The organism is Flavobacterium movens, assembly GCF_039581425.1.
Classification (GTDB): Bacteria; Bacteroidota; Bacteroidia; order Flavobacteriales; family Flavobacteriaceae; genus Flavobacterium; species Flavobacterium luteolum.
The window spans coordinates 22,455-38,255 of record NZ_JBCPXY010000007.1 but is presented as its reverse complement, the minus strand read 5'-3'; the positions used below and the strand labels follow the sequence as shown (position 1 = coordinate 38,255).

The window sequence follows — 15,801 nt, the reverse complement described above, 5'->3', positions numbered from 1 at the left end:
AAGTTTTATTTTTATTCAAATTTACAAATTCAATCAGGGAACAAATGTTAAATTTTCTATAATTCAACCCTTTAGCTGTGATATTTTTTCAGCATTTAGCTCGTTAAAATGTTCTATAACTAAATCAGCTTCAGACAAATCTTGAAGATGAGAATGCTCGCTCTTATAACCTACACAATAAATTCCTGCTCCTTTTGCCGCTTTAACTCCATTTGTACTATCTTCAATAATTATACATTCTTCTTTTGGCGCAATTGACAAAGAAGCTGCATGAATAAATATCGCTGGATTAGGCTTCGACTGCGGAAAATCTTCTCCGCTTACAATATGTGTAAAATACTGATGCAGATTAAATCTAGTAAAAACGCGATCGATAGTAACTTTTGAAGCCGAAGAAGCTAAAATTAACTGTATTCCGTTGCTGTACAAATCTTTAATTAAATCTTCTACACCATCTAAAAGGTATAAATCTTCTTTAGTGTCAAAAGCATCATTAAAAATCGTTCTTTTTCTCTGAATCAAATCTTCAACTTCCTGTTCTACCGTCGGAAAATAGCTCTTTAAAGTCTGAAATGTATTTCGAGTTGAAAACCCTGTAAATGTGGTATACATTTCTTCAGGAACTTCAATATTCAATTCCGAAAATTGTAAATAATAGGCATAACGATGAACGGGTTCCGTGTCTACGATTACGCCATCCATATCAAAAATTACTGTTTTAATCATTCTTTTTTAAGGTGCTAAGGTTCTAAGAGTCAAAGGCTCTAAGGTTTCTCTTTTGTGTGTTTAACTTTGTCAAAGTTTAAAACTTTGACAAAGTTCTATTGAATTCTCTTTTTTAAGTTCAAGAAAATAAGATTCAATGCTTCAGCTATAAAAACCTTAGCACCTTAGAATCTTAGTATCTTAGAACCTTTATTTTTTAAGCAAATATCTAATCACCGTTTCGGCAGCGTGCAAACCAAATAATCCTGGCATGTAGCTGTTTGTTCCGTAGAATGACTTTTTGAAGTTTTTACCATCTGTTAATTTTAAGCTTTTTTCGTCTTGAATCTCAGAAGAAAATACCACTTTAAGTTTGTTGATTTTTACTTCTTTTAAACGCTTGCGAATTGTTTTAGAGAAATAGCAATTAATTGTTTTTGAAATATCTGCTACTTTTACTTTTGAAGCCAACATTTTTCCGCCAGCTCCCATACTACTAATAATTTTTACTCTTTTGCGTTTCGCGGCAATAATCAGATTTAATTTTGGAGTAATACTATCAATGCAATCCAAAACATAGTCAAATTCTGGAGAAACAATCTCAAAAGCACGTTCTGGAGAAAGAAATTCCTGAACACGAGTTAAATTTAATTCTGGATTAATATCCATTAAACGATCACCTACAATTTTGATTTTTGGCTGACCAACCGTTGAATGCAAAGCTGGCAATTGACGGTTAATGTTAGTAATATCTACAACATCTCCGTCTACAATTGTCATGTTTCCTACTCCAGCTCTCGCTAAAAATTCAGCTGCAAAAGATCCAACTCCTCCTAGTCCAACGACTAAAACATTAGACTTTTGTAAATTTTCTAATCCTTCTTTTGTAAATAAAAGCTCAGCTCTTTCTGTCCATTCTGCCATATATTCTTATTATTATTTTTTGTTTCAAGTTTTAGGTTTCAAGTTTTAATTTCTTCTTGATAAATTACATTTTACAATCCAAACACAGTTCGATAATTACTTGAAATAACTTCTTCTAATTCTATTAAATTTAAACCTTTATACTCAGAAGCCAATTCGTATACTTGCTTAATCGATTCTTCAATAGTATCCGTCTCTAAGAAAAAACGATCGTTTGGAACATTTTGAAAAACCGATTTTAAATCTGGATTTTTCAGTAAGTATTTTCCAAATGAAAGATAAAATCCAGCCGCAATTAACTGTTCCGCCAACTGCTTATTTTTTGAAAAACCATGAATAATCATTGGAACATTTATCTTCATTTTTTTCTTTATTTCCATGACTTCTTGGAAAGAGGCAACGCAATGAATAACTACAGGTTTCTTATATTTTTCTGCTAATTCTAATTGCTTCTCAAAAACTGAAATTTGCAGATCAAACGGAACTCCAATTCTTTTGTCCAAACCACATTCTCCTATTGCTAGACAGTTTTTGGTTTGCATTTTCTCTTCAATAATTTTCAAATCTTCATCAATACGACTTTCATCAATATACCATGGATGAATTCCGATGGAATAAAACGGAATCGATGCATCAAAATCTTTTGGATACTGATTAACCAATTCTAAAACATCTGATTGATTGGTAAATTGATGTGTATGAAAATTAAAATATTCCATTAATGAAAAGTCTTTACACCAGCTTTAATTTCGATTTTTAAATCGTTTTCCTGTGGCACAAGCGGACAAGAATACTTATAGTTATAAGCGCAATACGGGTTGTATGCTTGATTGAAATCGACTGCTATCGTATTTCCTTTTGGAATTTCTAAATCAATATAACGGCCACCAATATAACTCTCTTTACCAGTTGTCAAATCTGAAAAAGGAAGGAAAAGATGGTTTTTATATTTTTCCTGAACTATAAGATCTAAACTCTGATAAACAGCAAGCTGAAAAGCTTTTCCGTTTATTTTGAAATTTAAAGTTCCATATTTTATATATTTTGGTGTACGAGTTCCTGAAGTTTTCATTTCGAAAGCTTTGCCTCCTTTAGCTTTTACCAAAGTTGCATTCACAAAATAAGTTTCAGAAATAGGAAAAAACTCTAAGCTTTTAAAAGTTTTTAAATCTTCAGCCATCAGCGGACTTGTCTTAGGATCAGCATATTCGGAGTTAATTTTCTTTTGAAACTTCTGAACATCAGTTTTACTAAACTTTTTTTGTGCAAAAGCAAAATTAAATACCAACAATAAGGCTAGGGCGTTTATAGTTTTCATCTTAGAAATTTTCTGCAAAAATAGTTCAAAAGTAACAAAACAACAACCACTTAACGAGACAAAGTTTCCTAACTTTGTGACGATAATCTATCACACAAAATGCTTAAAAACGCCTTAACTCACTACATTAACAACTTTAGAGGTTTCACTAGAGAAGTTTGGATTCTTGCCATTATTACTTTTATCAACCGCGCTGGGACAATGGTTCTTCCTTTCTTATCTAAATATCTAAAGGAAGATCTTCACTTTTCGTACAATCAGGTGGGATGGATTATGGTTGCTTTTGGTTTGGGTTCAATGTTGGGTTCTTGGCTGGGAGGAAAATTATCTGATAAAATTGGATTTTATAAAATAATGATTTTCAGTTTATTTACGAGTGGAGTTTCGCTTTTCTTTGTACAGTACATTACTACTTTTTGGGCACTTTGTGCTGCCATGTTTGTTCTTATGACAATTGCCGACATGTTCAAATCTGCAAGAAATCATATCAATCATAACTATTTGTATAGCATACAAATAGTAACTAACAGTAAACAAGGGAATTACGATTTAATAGATTTAAACAACTGGTTTATGGCAGATAAGTTTCATAAGCCAATATAGTCATTTAAAGAACCATTTTTGTAAAATTATTACTATATTTTTTTGCACAAAATTATTTCATTATTTTAACTAAGTTTATAAAAAATATCAACTAAGCTTATTTAATCAAAATGACTAAAGAATCAATTGCAATAAAAGATACTATAGTAATACGAGATACAATCATAAAAACAGTCGTAAAAGTCGTTGAATCAAAAAACAATATTGTAGAGCAAAAAAGTTTTTGGTATGATATAGTTCTAGCCAATTGGTCACAAATACTACTTCTACTCGGTGTGATAGGCTTTATTGTAAAAACTATAACAGATTGGAAATTAAAAAAATATGAAATATCATTTTATAAAATTCAAGAAAATAAGATTTTGGAAGTGAAAAATTTCTACAAATGTTACAATCAGCTAGAATCAGTTTTATTTACTTTTAGTCAATATAGTATGAGTATCGAAATATCAAACGAAAAAGTAGATGAACTAAGATTTAAAATTGATATGGCATCTGTGGATTTACGTAATAATTGTTTATCATTAAAACTTTTTTTAAATAAGAATGAAATTGAGATAATCGATAATATTTTGAATTTATATATGAAAATTACTCTCGAAACTGCATTGTGGAATGCAAGAAGAAAAGGAAATAAACCAAACTGGAATTATTTTAAAGAAGATTTTTACGAGATACAATACTACAAAATACCTGATTTAATGAAAGAGTTTGAAACAAGTTTTAGAACAAGTTACGATTTAGACAAACCTACTTTCTTTAGTACGTTCAATTTAAGAAAAAAATAAAAAATTAGAATCCAAAAAATAAAGGACTTTACAAGCTAGACATAAACTGCTAATTGCACCAAAACAAAGATAATCTGATTTATAACACTTAAATATTAAAATGACAAAACCAACAACAATTATACACGATACAATTATTGTACGTGATACAATTTACCAAACAATTACCGCTACAAAAATTGATAAAGCCGAAATCTACAAGGACATACTAACACAGCAGACCCAAACCTACAACATCATATTAGGGGGTTTTCTAGCAATACTTGCTTGTTTTGCTACTGTTACATATTTATATAACACAAGACTTGCAAAGCGCCAAATTATAAAACAAACTAATAAAATTTTTGAAGAACAAAAAGCAGTTATATTAACCCATATAAGGAAAGAGGTTGATATTGAACTTTATATTTTACGTGCTGAAAGCGCAAGACTATTTGCATTAAGAATCACAGGGAATACTATTCCTAATAAAGTTAATCGTTTTTATTGGTGGATGCAATGTCTAAAATACTCTCTTCTAGCAAAAAAAGGAAAAGCAACGAGGTTATCTTGTGAATGTGCAATTAACGCAGGAATTCAAGGACTAGTAAATCAAGCACAATTTAAATCAGATATTTTATTGCGATATCCTAAAAATAAAGAAAAGTTTGAAGCACTTTTAGAAGAATTACCTAGTGAATTAGATAAAGAAAAAAAACAACTACAATCTATAATATCGAAAATATATTTCTAATGGATAACAATTTCATTGAAAAATTTAGAAAACAAACAACTGGTATGTTGCAGATATGTTTAGACCGGCTATGTTTGTATCTCTAGGAGCTTATGCTAAACCAGAAAACAGAACACGAGCCCTTACGTTGGTTCGTCTTGCTGTAAATTTAGGTTTTGCTGCTGGACCAGCCCTTGGAGGTTTAATTATTATGGGAATGGGATATTCTGGCCTTTTCTGGGTTGACGGTGCTTCTTGTATTATTTCAATCTCTATTTTCGCTTTATTGGTAAAAGAAAAGAAAAAAGCCACACACGACGATAAAACAGAAAGTGCTACCGATGTAAAATCGGTTTTTCATGATAGAATTTTCTGGGTTTTCTTATTCGTAAGTTTTATTACGGCTATGATTTTCTTTCAGCTTTTTACCACCCTTCCTTTATATCATAACGAAAAATTTGGCTTAAGCGAATTTCAAACAGGTCTTTTAATGACTTTAAATGGTCTCTTAATCTTTTCTCTAGAAATGCCTACAGTTGGATTTTTGGAACGAAAAGCTTTTCCTAAAATTAGAATTATAATAGTCGGATCTTTTGTAATGGCATCTAGTTTCTTTTTGCTCCTCATTAATTTTTGGGCAGGAATATTGGTTGTAAGCATGGTCTGCATTTCTATTGGTGAAGTTCTTACTTTTCCGTTTTCCAACGCATTTGCCCTCAGTCGAGCACCACGTGGACAAGAAGGACGCTACATGGCACTTTATACCATGAGTTTTAGCCTTGCCCATATTGTGAGTTCTAAACTCGGCTTTGAAATTATTACCCGATTTGGTTACCAAACCAACTGGCTTTTTATGGCCTGCATTGGTGTTCTTGCAACAGGATGCTGCATTTGGATCAAAAACGCTCTTCTAACAGAGAAAACTTTCTAAGCAAATTTTAACTTCTTAACGCGTTATTATTCAATTTATTACAATTAAATTTGAATAGTTTTTTTGTGCTCTAAAACGAATTCAAACTTAATTTTTAGTTAAATAACTATTTTTATAGTTGTGTAACTAAAAAAATAGTTGTACGTTTGAATTAAAATTAGAGAAGATGCAGAAGTTAACAAACAAAGAAGAAGAAATTATGATGATTTTATGGAAGCTAAAGAAAGCTTTTGTAAAAGAAATTCAAGGTGAAATTACCGAAGATCAGCCACATTACAACACCTTATCGACTATAGTGCGTAATTTGGAAGAAAAAGGATACGTTGGACACAATGCTTTTGGAAATACACATCAATATTTTCCGATTGTACCAATTGAAGATTACAGAAAAGGATTTATGAAAACCGCAATCGATAATTACTTTAATAGTTCATATAAGAGTATGGTTTCCTTTTTTGCTAAAGAAGAAAAAATTTCAGCAGATGAATTGCGCGAAATTTTATCAATGATCGAAAATAAAAAAGAAAATAAATAATCAGGTTATGGAAGCACTTTTTATCTATATCATCAAATCAAGCAGTTTAATGCTTTTGTTCTATTGCGCTTACTTTTTCTTATTGCGCAAAGAAACATTCTTTAACAGTAACAGATGGTTTCTTTTGTCTGGATTAATCGTGTCGGCAATTTTGCCTTTCTTGACTTATACAAAAGAAGTATGGATTGAAGCTGCTCCCGATATCAATATCAATTTTCAAAACAATATACAAAACATTCCACAAGAAGAATCAGCAGACTTTAACTGGACATATCTGATTTTAGGTCTTTATTCTATTGGTTTTTTAATTTTCCTTATAAAATTAGCAATCGATTTTTATAGTCTAAATACAGTAATTAAAGGAAAAAAGATCCAACAGCAAGCCGATTTTAAATTCATAGATACAAACGAGAATATCGCGCCTTTCTCCTATTTTGAATATATCGTTTACAATTCATCACTGTATACGCCTTCAGAATTAGAAAACATTATTGAACACGAAAAAGTACATAGTGATCAGAATCATACCATAGATGTATTGGTTTCACGAGCTTTCAGTATTATTTTCTGGTTCAATCCGATTATCTGGTTTTACAAAAAAGCAATAATGCAAAATTTAGAATTTATTGCCGATAATGAAGCCGCTAAAAAACTGCAAGACAAAAAAGCCTATCAATACACGCTTTTAAAAATAACAACACACGAAAATTGTGTTGCAATCACTAATCATTTTTATCAATCATTAATCAAAAAACGAATCGTCATGTTAAACAAAAATCAATCAAAAAAGAGAAATTCTTGGAAGTATTATGCTGTAATCCCAGCTCTTGCTGCATTTGTATTATTATTTCAAGTTGAAGTAGTTGCAAAAGAAAGACATCAGACTGTAAAAGCAGTCTCAAACGAAATTGAATCTGTTGATATTTACAAAATACAAAAGAATACCACAGATTTGGAATTAAAAAGAATCAAAGAGAAATTAAAATCACTACATAACGTCGAATTTGAAGCTTCAAGAATCAAAAGAAACTCAGAAAATCAATTAACGTCTCTTAAAGTTGAAGTAAGTTATCAAAACCAAAAATCTCAATCTATTCAAACAGGTGGAAAAGTAGCAATTAAAGATTTCGGGATAGTTGTTGTTACAGGGAAAAATGGCGCTATTAGAGCTGGCATAAAAACCGATGATGAAAAAAGCGCTGTAAATCAAAAAGTTGCTTTAAATGAAAAGCCAAACAATTCAGAAGTTAAAAATACAATTACTAATACAGAAACCAATGTTAACACTAATTCTATTACTAGTACAAAAACTGACAGTGATACTAATGCAAATATTAGCACTACTGTAGTTATAAATAAAGACAATAACACTAAAGTTATTACAACTGGAGGCGCAACTGTTGCTGTTTCAAATGGCACGAAAACGAATGCTAAAGCATCTAGCCTGCTTGTAATTGTCGACGGTGAAGAAATGCCTTCTGGTTTTGATTATAATAGCATTAAACCAACGGATATTGCATCTGTAAATGTTTTAACTGGAGTAAATGCAACTGACCAATATGGCGAGAAAGCTTCAAATGGAGTAATCGAAATTGTAACCAAGAAATAATACATTTCTAATTTTAAATAGAAAAGAAATGCAAAAACTAACCAATAAAGAAGAAGAAATCATGCATATTTTATGGAAGCTGAAAAAGGCTTTTGTAAAAGAAATTCAAGCAGAGATTTTAGAAGATCAGCCGCATTACAACACTTTGTCTACCATTGTTCGTAATCTGGAAGAGAAAGGTTATGTTGCGCACAATGCTTTTGGAAATACACATCAATATTATCCAGCGGTAAGCATTGAAGATTATCGAAATGGCTTCATGAGTACTGCAATAGATAATTATTTTAATAGTTCATACAAAAGCATGGTTTCTTTTTTTGCTAAAGAAGAGAAAATTTCAGCGGATGAACTACGCGAAATCTTAGATATGATCGAAAATCCAAAAGAAGGTAAATAATCAGAATACTATGGAAGCACTTTTCATTTTTATCTTAAAATCAAGCGGGTTATTAGCAATGTTTTATTTTGCTTACATTTTTTTACTTCGTAAAGAGACTTTTTTCAACAGCAGCCGATGGTTTTTAATTGCCGGATTAATTACTTCTGTTATACTGCCTTTTGTAGTTTATACTAAAGTAATATGGATTGAAGCATCTCCTGTGCCCTCTCCTGCTCCGGTAATTACAACTACGGCAAATGTTATAGAAAGCATTCCGACTTCAAATCATGATGTAGTTGCTTATAAGCCTCAATATAGACCGACAACCCTAGCCGTTGTTGAGAAAGAAAATTTTGAAATTAATTGGAGTTTGGTTTTAACTGCTGTTTACGGAATTGGCTTTCTGGCTTTTATGATCAAATTTGCTCTTGATTTTTATAGCTTAAATGCTGTCTTAAAAGGAAAGAAAATTGAGCAGCAAGATGATTTCAAATTTATTGACATCAAAGAAAACATTGCTCCTTTCTCCTACTTTGACTACATTGTATATAACTCATCACTATATACAGCAGCAGAATTAGAGAATATTTTAGAACATGAAAAAGTGCATAGTAATCAAAAGCACACTGTCGATGTTTTGATTTCGAGAATCTTTTGTATCCTATTTTGGTTTAACCCAATTGTGTGGCTTTATAAAAAAGCTATTTTGCAAAACCTCGAATTTATCGCCGACAGTGAGGCTTCTAAGAAAATTGCAGACAAGAAAGCCTATCAGTACACACTTTTAAAAATCACAACGCATGAAACTTGCGTTACAATCACCAATCATTTTTATCAATCATTAATCAAAAAACGAATTGTCATGTTAAACAAAAATCAATCAAACAAAAGAAATTACTGGAAATATTCGGCAGTAATTCCTGCTCTTGGTGCATTTGTTCTTTTATTCCAAATAAGGACTATTGCGCAAGAAAAAAAACAAAATGAAGCTGCAGTTACGCAAAGAGATACCATCAAAGATTCTGAGGAAACCATCAAAATAACAAAAAACACTACTGACAAGGAACTAAACGAACTTCCTGGGAAATTAAAAACCAACCATAATCTTGATGTTGTAATTTCTGATGTAAAAAGAAATACCAAAGAAGAATTAACCGCGATTCAGATCAATGTAAAATCAGACTCTGGCAAAAAACAGACTATAAAAATCGACGGAGACGAAGCTATCAAAGATTGTGAATTAGCCATTGGAACCGATGAAAATGGAGCAAAATCTATCAACATTAATAGTGACAGAAATTTTAAAGCACCATTAATAATTAGAAACGAAAGGGTTATTGTTAGAAATCACGGAGAATCTGATGTTGTTGCTCCAGTACCTCCAACACCACCAGTATTTCCTACTGGACCACTGCCAGTAGCACCGACAGTAGATATGTCAAAAATGCCTAAGCCTCCTGCTGCTCCAAAAAATCCAAAGGATAAAGTAGCAATGCAGAAGTTTGAAAAAGAAATGGAGGAATTTGAAAAGAAAATGGAAAAATTTCAGCCAAACATTGATGCTATGACTGCTTACGGAGATGCTGTTAGCGAAATTATGTCTAAGCGTGAAGCTATTTATGAGAAAGAAATGGCGAAGTATGAGATTGCAATGGAAAAATTCAATGCTAAAATGGAAAAATTCAACTATGATTTTAAATTTAGCTTTGGAGATGATTCTAAGGACTACGAAAGTAATATGAAGCAATACGAACAAGACATGAAACAATATGAGCTTGATATGCAACAGCATGCGAAGGACATGAAACAACATGCAAAAGACATGAAACAACACGAGAAAGACATGAAACAGCATGAAAAAGATATGAAAGAAATGGAAAAACAAAATAAAAAAGCATAACCGTATCATTTTAAAACATAAAAAAACCAGTGCTCAAACACTGGTTTTTCTTTTTAAATTTGTCATCAATAAAGCAAGATGGATAGAAGCTCCCAAAAAAGCTATGTACCAAGGAAACAGATGCTAACGAAAACCTGATTCTCAAAATTTAAATACTTTATATTTTACTCCCAAAAGACTTTGTTTCAGCAACAAGGTCTTTTTTGTATCTTTGCAGAAACAAATCCACTATGTATAAATTATTAGCCAAACTAAATAAACTACTTTTGCCAAGCTTTACCAAACAAGGTCTAGATATTTCGAAAGCTAAGAAATGGCAAATGGCAATTATTGGTTATCGAGCCTATGTTACAAAAAAAGCTTTAGGCAATTAATTTAGAATACATTTTATTTATTCGGCAGAGGCATATCTTTTTAGGATTCTGCCATACTTTTTATGAAAAACAGAGACATAAGCTTATCTCCTGTTCCAGCAGTATTATTAGCAATTATCAGTGTACAATTCGGAGCCGCGATTGCAAAGACACTATTCCCAACAATCGGAGCAGCAGGCACAGCATCCATGCGTATTGGCATTTCGGCAATAATTTTATTATTTGCTTATCGAACTAATTTAAGAACTATAACAGCAAAACAATGGAAACTTGTAATTCCTTATGGTTTATCATTAGGAGCTATGAATTTGATCTATTATTTGGCCATAGAAAGAATTCCAATTGGATTAGCAGTAACCCTAGAATTTGTTGGGCCATTAATACTTGCGATAGCAGGTTCTAAACGTTTGGTTGATTATTGCTGGGTATTACTTGCTGCAATCGGTATTTTGTTAATTGCTCCATGGACAAATAACCGCTTAGATCCTATTGGTATTTTATGTGCTCTTTTAGCAGGAGCTTTCTGGAGTGCGTATATTGTTTTAGGAGGCAAAGTCTCTAAAATTATGAATGATGGAGACGCTGTAACTATAGGAATGTTGTTTGCCGCACTTTTAGTTTTGCCTTTTGGTTTACTAGAAAGCGGATTAAATAATCTTACACCAAAACTTTTCGGAATGGGCATTGCTCTTGCCCTTTTATCAAGTGCAATTCCGTTTACTTTAGAAATGAAAGCATTGGGTAAACTTCCACCTAGAACTTTTAGTATTTTAATGAGCTTAGAACCAGCGGCAGCTTCTATCTGCGCTTTTATTTTTCTTAAAGAGAGTTTAAATTTCTACGAAATTCTCGCCGTAGTCTGTGTTGTTATCGCTTCTGCAGGAAGCACTCTAACTGCAAAAAAATAGTTTAAAAAAATCTGAAAATTAAAATTCCAAATTCCAAGTTTTACATTGGGATTTAGAATTTTAATTTTTGAGATTTGGGTTTATTTATTTTTTAGGAAGCAAAACAGCATCTACAACATGAATAACACCATTTGACTGATTCACATCTGCAATGGTAACTTTTGCTTTATTACCATTCTCATCAGTAATATATAAGTCTTTTCCTTTCATCCAAGCTGTTAATGTTCCTCCATTTACTGCTTTGATAGTTGCTTTTCCTTTACCTTCTTTTATTGCTTTTGCAATATCCGAAGCATTCCACTTTCCAGAAACAACATGATAAGTCAAGATGTTTTGAAGCATTTTTTTATTCTCTGGTTTAAGTAGTGTTTCAACGGTTCCTTTTGGCAATTTATTAAAAGCTTGATTTGTTGGAGCAAAAACGGTAAAAGGACCTTTTCCTTCTAAAGTCGTAACTAAATCGGCCGCTTTTACTGCAGCAACCAAAGTCGTGTGATCTTTTGAATTAACGGCATTTTCAATTATGTTTTTATTTGGATACATCGCCGCACCACCAACCATCACCGATTTTTGCGCATTTGATGTAAATGCAAATCCTAAAGCTAAAACTGCAAGAGCTAAAAATTTTCTAGTTTTCATGTTAAATGATTTTTAAGTTATAAGGTCATTTACGGGGATAAAGTTGTTTTGGTTTTCTTTCAAAAAACACTTTTAACCGAAAAATGGTAAATTACCTCTAAAACATTCCTAAAAACAAGCCTTTACAGATCAAATATTTTTTTCACAAAATTATAAGAATACACTAATCTTATTTAGATTTTATTATTAAATTTAAAATCAAAACAACATCATCATGAATAATCTTCCAAAAAAAGTTCGAAGTAAAAAGCTAAATTCAAGGGTAGATTTAACAGCAATGGTTAGTGTCTCTTTTTTGCTGATTATATTTTTTATGCTTGTTGGTGAATTATCAAAATCTAAAGGAATGGATCTCGCTTTGCCTGAAAAAGATACATGTAGATGGAGCCATGCATGCATCAAAGCTGATCGGGTCTATACCATATTATTAGACAAAAACGATAAAATAATAACTTATTCTGGAATGTTAGAATTTCCAATGGAGGCGCCAAAGGAATTTAAATCTGGAAAAAATGAAATCCACCAAGAACTGTTTCGTAAAAAGAAAGAAGTTCATAATTATATGGTTTCAGTAGGAAAACCAATGAATGGAGTAATTGTAATAATAAAGCTGAGTAAAAAATCAAACTATGGTAATTTAGTAAATATACTCGATCTAATGAAAGTTGCCAATATTGAAACGTATTCAATAGTTGATGAATTTAGTGCAGCAGAATCAAAATTATTAGCTTCAAATTAATAACTAAGTCTTATGAAAAACCTACCTAAAAAAGTCAGAAGCAGAAAGTTAAATTCAAGAGTTGATTTAACGGCAATGGTCAGCATTTCTTTTTTGCTGATTATATTTTTTATGGTTGTTGGGGAATTATCTAAGCCTAAAGCTATGGATTTAAGTCTACCCGCTAAAGATCCAGTGTGTGATGATGGACGACCTATAGCATGTTATAGAGGAGAACGTTTTTATACTGTACTGTTAGGAGATAATGACAAATTAATTACATACGCTGGTTTTTTAGAGAGTCCAACAGAAAAACCAAAAGAAACCAATTATAGTAAAAATGGGTTTCACAACGATTTACAGCTTATTAATAAAAAAATCCTTGAATATTCAGCTTCTTTAGGCAAACCAAATCGAGGCGCAATTGTCTTTATAAAACCTTCCAGTAAAAGTAATTATGGAAATTTGGTAGCTGTATTAGAAGAAATGAGACTTGCAAATATTGAAACTTACACAATTGTAAACGAATTTACTCCCGAAGAATCAAAATTACTAGCTTCAAAATAAACACATAATCGTTGTCATTTCGAGGCACGAGAAATCTTCGCAAGTAGCTCCGCAACGAAAAAACCAATCTTTATCGAGCCTCTTGCGAAGATTTCTCGTGCCTCGAAATGACAAAATTGTACACATTGAATCAAATTCCAATCATCATAAAATTTCTACCAAAATTTCACAACGTTCCAATCGTAAAACCTGAATCCTGAAACAAAGAAAACCTGAAACAAAAAACATAAAAAAAAAGTCCCACATTACTGTGGGACTTTCTATTTAGAGGAAACTAAGAATTATTTTTTCTCAGTTTTTTCCATTTTAGCTTTTAAAGCAGCTAATACATCATTGTTGTCACCTAAAGTCGCAGCTGGTGCGTTTGTAGATGCAGATGTAGTAGTTTCAGCAGCAGCTTTCACGTTTTTCTCTTCTTCTTCACGGAAGATAGCAGTGTGAGAAGCAACTACTCTTTTGAATTCTTTGTTGAACTCGATTACTTTGAAATCAGCAGTATCACCTTTTTTCAATTTCTTTCCGTCTTCTTTTTCAAGGTGACGAGTAGGAATGAAAGCAACGATATCATCTCCGAATTCTACAGTAGCTCCTTTGTCAACGATTTCAGAAATCTCACCTGTGTGGATAGTTCCTACAGCGAAAGAATCTTCGTATTGATCCCAAGGATTAGCAGTAGTTTGTTTGTGACCTAAAGATAATTTACGTCCTTCAACATCTAATTCTAATACTACAACATCAAGTTTTTCTCCAACATTTACAAACTCAGATGGGTGTTTAATTTTCTTAGTCCAAGAAAGATCAGAAATGTAGATTAATCCATCAATTCCTTCTTCTAATTCTACGAAAATACCAAAGTTTGTGAAGTTTCTAACGATACCTGTATGTTTAGAACCTACTGGGTATTTAGAAGTAATGTCAGTCCATGGATCTTGAGTCAATTGTTTGATACCTAATGACATCTTACGATCTTCTCTGTCAAGAGTTAAGATAACTGCTTCAACAACATCTCCAACTTTCACGAAGTCCTGAGCAGAACGTAAGTGAGTTGACCATGACATTTCAGAAACGTGGATTAAACCTTCAACACCTTCAGCAACTTCGATGAAAGCACCGTAATCAGCGATTACAACTACTTTACCTTTAACTTTATCACCAACAGTTAAGTTAGCATCTAAAGCATCCCATGGGTGAGCGTTTAATTGTTTCAATCCTAATTGAATTCTTGTTTTCTCATCATCGAAATCAAGGATTACAACGTTTAATTTTTGGTCTAATTCAAGAACTTCACTTGGGTGGTTGATTCTGCTCCAAGAAAGGTCAGTAATGTGAATTAATCCGTCAACACCACCTAAGTCAATGAACACACCATAAGAAGTAATGTTTTTAACAACACCTTCTAATACTTGTCCTTTTTGTAATTGACCGATGATCTCTTTTTTCTGTACTTCAATATCAGCCTCGATAAGTGCTTTATGAGATACAACAACATTTTTGAATTCGTGGTTGATTTTTACCACTTTGAATTCCATCATTTTGTTTACATATACATCATAGTCTCTAATTGGCTTAACGTCAATTTGAGATCCAGGTAAGAACGCTTCGATACCGAATACGTCAACAATCATACCTCCTTTAGTTCTACATTTAACAAAACCGTTAACGATTTCTCCAGTTTCATTAGCTGCAATAACTCTATCCCAAGATTTGATAGTACGTGCTTTTCTGTGAGATAATACTAATTGACCTGTTTTATCCTCACGGATGTCGATTAATACTTCTACTTTGTCACCTACTTTTAAGTTTGGGTTGTAACGAAATTCGTTTAAAGAAATAACACCTTCAGATTTAGCATTGATATCAACGATAACGTCTCTATCTGTAATTCTAACTACAACTCCTTCAACTACTTCTTCTTGATCTGTAGCGATGAAAGTTTTTGATACTAGTTCCTCAAACTCTTGTAAGTTTTTTTCATCTACTGCATCGATTCCTTCTTGGAAGTTGTGCCAGTTAAAATTTGCTAAAAACTCTTCTTGTGATTTTGTTTGTTCAGACATGCTGATAAAAAAATTTGTATTCTGTTTTTCTCGAGTTTCTCTATGCGATAGAAAATACAGAAGTTGTTTTACATAAATGGTTGATTCCTAATGGAAACTCTTCTCTGCCAAAAGGACTGCAAAATTAGTACATT

Annotated in this window: 17 protein-coding genes and 1 pseudogene; 12 read left to right on the top strand and 6 right to left on the bottom strand. The window is 32.1% G+C overall.

What is annotated here, in order from left to right:
• Positions 1 to 63 precede the first annotated feature (63 nt).
• The 4 genes from AAYQ05_RS13620 to AAYQ05_RS13605 all read right to left on the bottom strand — a co-directional run bounded on the left by AAYQ05_RS13620 (position 64) and on the right by AAYQ05_RS13605 (position 2,947).
• On the bottom strand, positions 64 to 726 hold the full coding sequence (locus AAYQ05_RS13620; protein ID WP_343544027.1) for an HAD family hydrolase: 663 nt from the start codon (positions 724 to 726) through the stop codon (positions 64 to 66).
• A gap of 189 nt (positions 727 to 915) precedes the next feature.
• Positions 916 to 1,629: a tRNA threonylcarbamoyladenosine dehydratase gene (locus tag AAYQ05_RS13615; RefSeq protein ID WP_111368980.1), complete on the bottom strand. Its 714-nt coding sequence runs from the start codon at positions 1,627 to 1,629 to the stop codon at positions 916 to 918.
• Between the two features lie 71 nt (positions 1,630 to 1,700).
• Entirely contained in the window at positions 1,701 to 2,348 is a 648-nt protein-coding gene (locus tag AAYQ05_RS13610; RefSeq protein WP_343544026.1) for a TatD family hydrolase, read from the bottom strand.
• Positions 2,348 to 2,947, bottom strand: coding sequence for a DUF1684 domain-containing protein (locus AAYQ05_RS13605; protein WP_343544025.1), 600 nt, complete (start codon positions 2,945 to 2,947; stop codon positions 2,348 to 2,350). Before AAYQ05_RS13605 ends, AAYQ05_RS13610 begins: the two co-directional genes overlap by 1 nt.
• 99 nt (positions 2,948 to 3,046) lie before the next feature.
• Between AAYQ05_RS13605 and AAYQ05_RS13600 the strand changes: the two are divergent.
• The 10 genes and pseudogenes from AAYQ05_RS13600 to AAYQ05_RS13555 form a co-directional block, all read left to right on the top strand.
• Positions 3,047 to 3,424: pseudogene (locus tag AAYQ05_RS13600) on the top strand (MFS transporter); the annotation flags it as partial.
• Between the two features lie 236 nt (positions 3,425 to 3,660).
• A complete protein-coding gene (locus tag AAYQ05_RS13595) occupies positions 3,661 to 4,338 on the top strand; it encodes a hypothetical protein (RefSeq protein WP_343544024.1) in 678 nt (225 codons plus the stop codon).
• Positions 4,339 to 4,438: 100 nt separating this feature from the next.
• Positions 4,439 to 5,071: a hypothetical protein gene (locus tag AAYQ05_RS13590; RefSeq protein WP_343544023.1), complete on the top strand. Its 633-nt coding sequence runs from the start codon at positions 4,439 to 4,441 to the stop codon at positions 5,069 to 5,071.
• A 55-nt stretch (positions 5,072 to 5,126) separates the two neighbouring features.
• A complete protein-coding gene (locus tag AAYQ05_RS13585) occupies positions 5,127 to 5,981 on the top strand; it encodes an MFS transporter (RefSeq protein ID WP_343544022.1) in 855 nt (284 codons plus the stop codon).
• A gap of 166 nt (positions 5,982 to 6,147) precedes the next feature.
• Positions 6,148 to 6,516, top strand: coding sequence for a BlaI/MecI/CopY family transcriptional regulator (locus AAYQ05_RS13580; protein WP_343544021.1), 369 nt, complete (start codon positions 6,148 to 6,150; stop codon positions 6,514 to 6,516).
• A gap of 7 nt (positions 6,517 to 6,523) precedes the next feature.
• Entirely contained in the window at positions 6,524 to 8,125 is a 1,602-nt protein-coding gene (locus tag AAYQ05_RS13575; RefSeq protein WP_343544020.1) for a M56 family metallopeptidase, read from the top strand.
• Positions 8,126 to 8,153: 28 nt separating this feature from the next.
• Positions 8,154 to 8,522, top strand: coding sequence for a BlaI/MecI/CopY family transcriptional regulator (locus AAYQ05_RS13570; protein WP_281632698.1), 369 nt, complete (start codon positions 8,154 to 8,156; stop codon positions 8,520 to 8,522).
• Positions 8,523 to 8,532: 10 nt separating this feature from the next.
• Entirely contained in the window at positions 8,533 to 10,404 is a 1,872-nt protein-coding gene (locus AAYQ05_RS13565) for a M56 family metallopeptidase (protein ID WP_343544019.1), read from the top strand.
• Between the two features lie 230 nt (positions 10,405 to 10,634).
• Positions 10,635 to 10,778, top strand: coding sequence for an SsrA-binding protein (locus AAYQ05_RS13560; RefSeq protein ID WP_111368963.1), 144 nt, complete (start codon positions 10,635 to 10,637; stop codon positions 10,776 to 10,778).
• Positions 10,779 to 10,840: 62 nt separating this feature from the next.
• On the top strand, positions 10,841 to 11,686 hold the full coding sequence (locus AAYQ05_RS13555; protein ID WP_343544018.1) for an EamA family transporter: 846 nt from the start codon (positions 10,841 to 10,843) through the stop codon (positions 11,684 to 11,686).
• An 84-nt stretch (positions 11,687 to 11,770) separates the two neighbouring features.
• Here AAYQ05_RS13555 and AAYQ05_RS13550 read toward each other — a convergent pair whose 3' ends face one another.
• On the bottom strand, positions 11,771 to 12,325 hold the full coding sequence (locus AAYQ05_RS13550; RefSeq protein ID WP_343544017.1) for a fasciclin domain-containing protein: 555 nt from the start codon (positions 12,323 to 12,325) through the stop codon (positions 11,771 to 11,773).
• Positions 12,326 to 12,539: 214 nt separating this feature from the next.
• Here AAYQ05_RS13550 and AAYQ05_RS13545 point away from each other — a divergent pair, with 214 nt between their 5' ends.
• Both AAYQ05_RS13545 and AAYQ05_RS13540 read left to right on the top strand, forming a co-directional pair.
• Positions 12,540 to 13,064 carry an ExbD/TolR family protein gene (locus tag AAYQ05_RS13545; protein ID WP_343544016.1) on the top strand — a complete coding sequence of 175 codons (525 nt, stop codon included), beginning with the start codon at positions 12,540 to 12,542 and terminating at the stop codon, positions 13,062 to 13,064.
• 12 nt (positions 13,065 to 13,076) lie between these two features.
• A complete protein-coding gene (locus tag AAYQ05_RS13540; RefSeq protein WP_343544015.1) occupies positions 13,077 to 13,610 on the top strand; it encodes an ExbD/TolR family protein in 534 nt (177 codons plus the stop codon).
• 281 nt (positions 13,611 to 13,891) lie between these two features.
• On the opposite strand, the gene rpsA is transcribed toward AAYQ05_RS13540, so the two are convergent.
• Entirely contained in the window at positions 13,892 to 15,667 is a 1,776-nt protein-coding gene (gene rpsA / locus AAYQ05_RS13535; RefSeq protein ID WP_281632706.1) for a 30S ribosomal protein S1, read from the bottom strand.
• Positions 15,668 to 15,801: the final 134 nt, after the last annotated feature.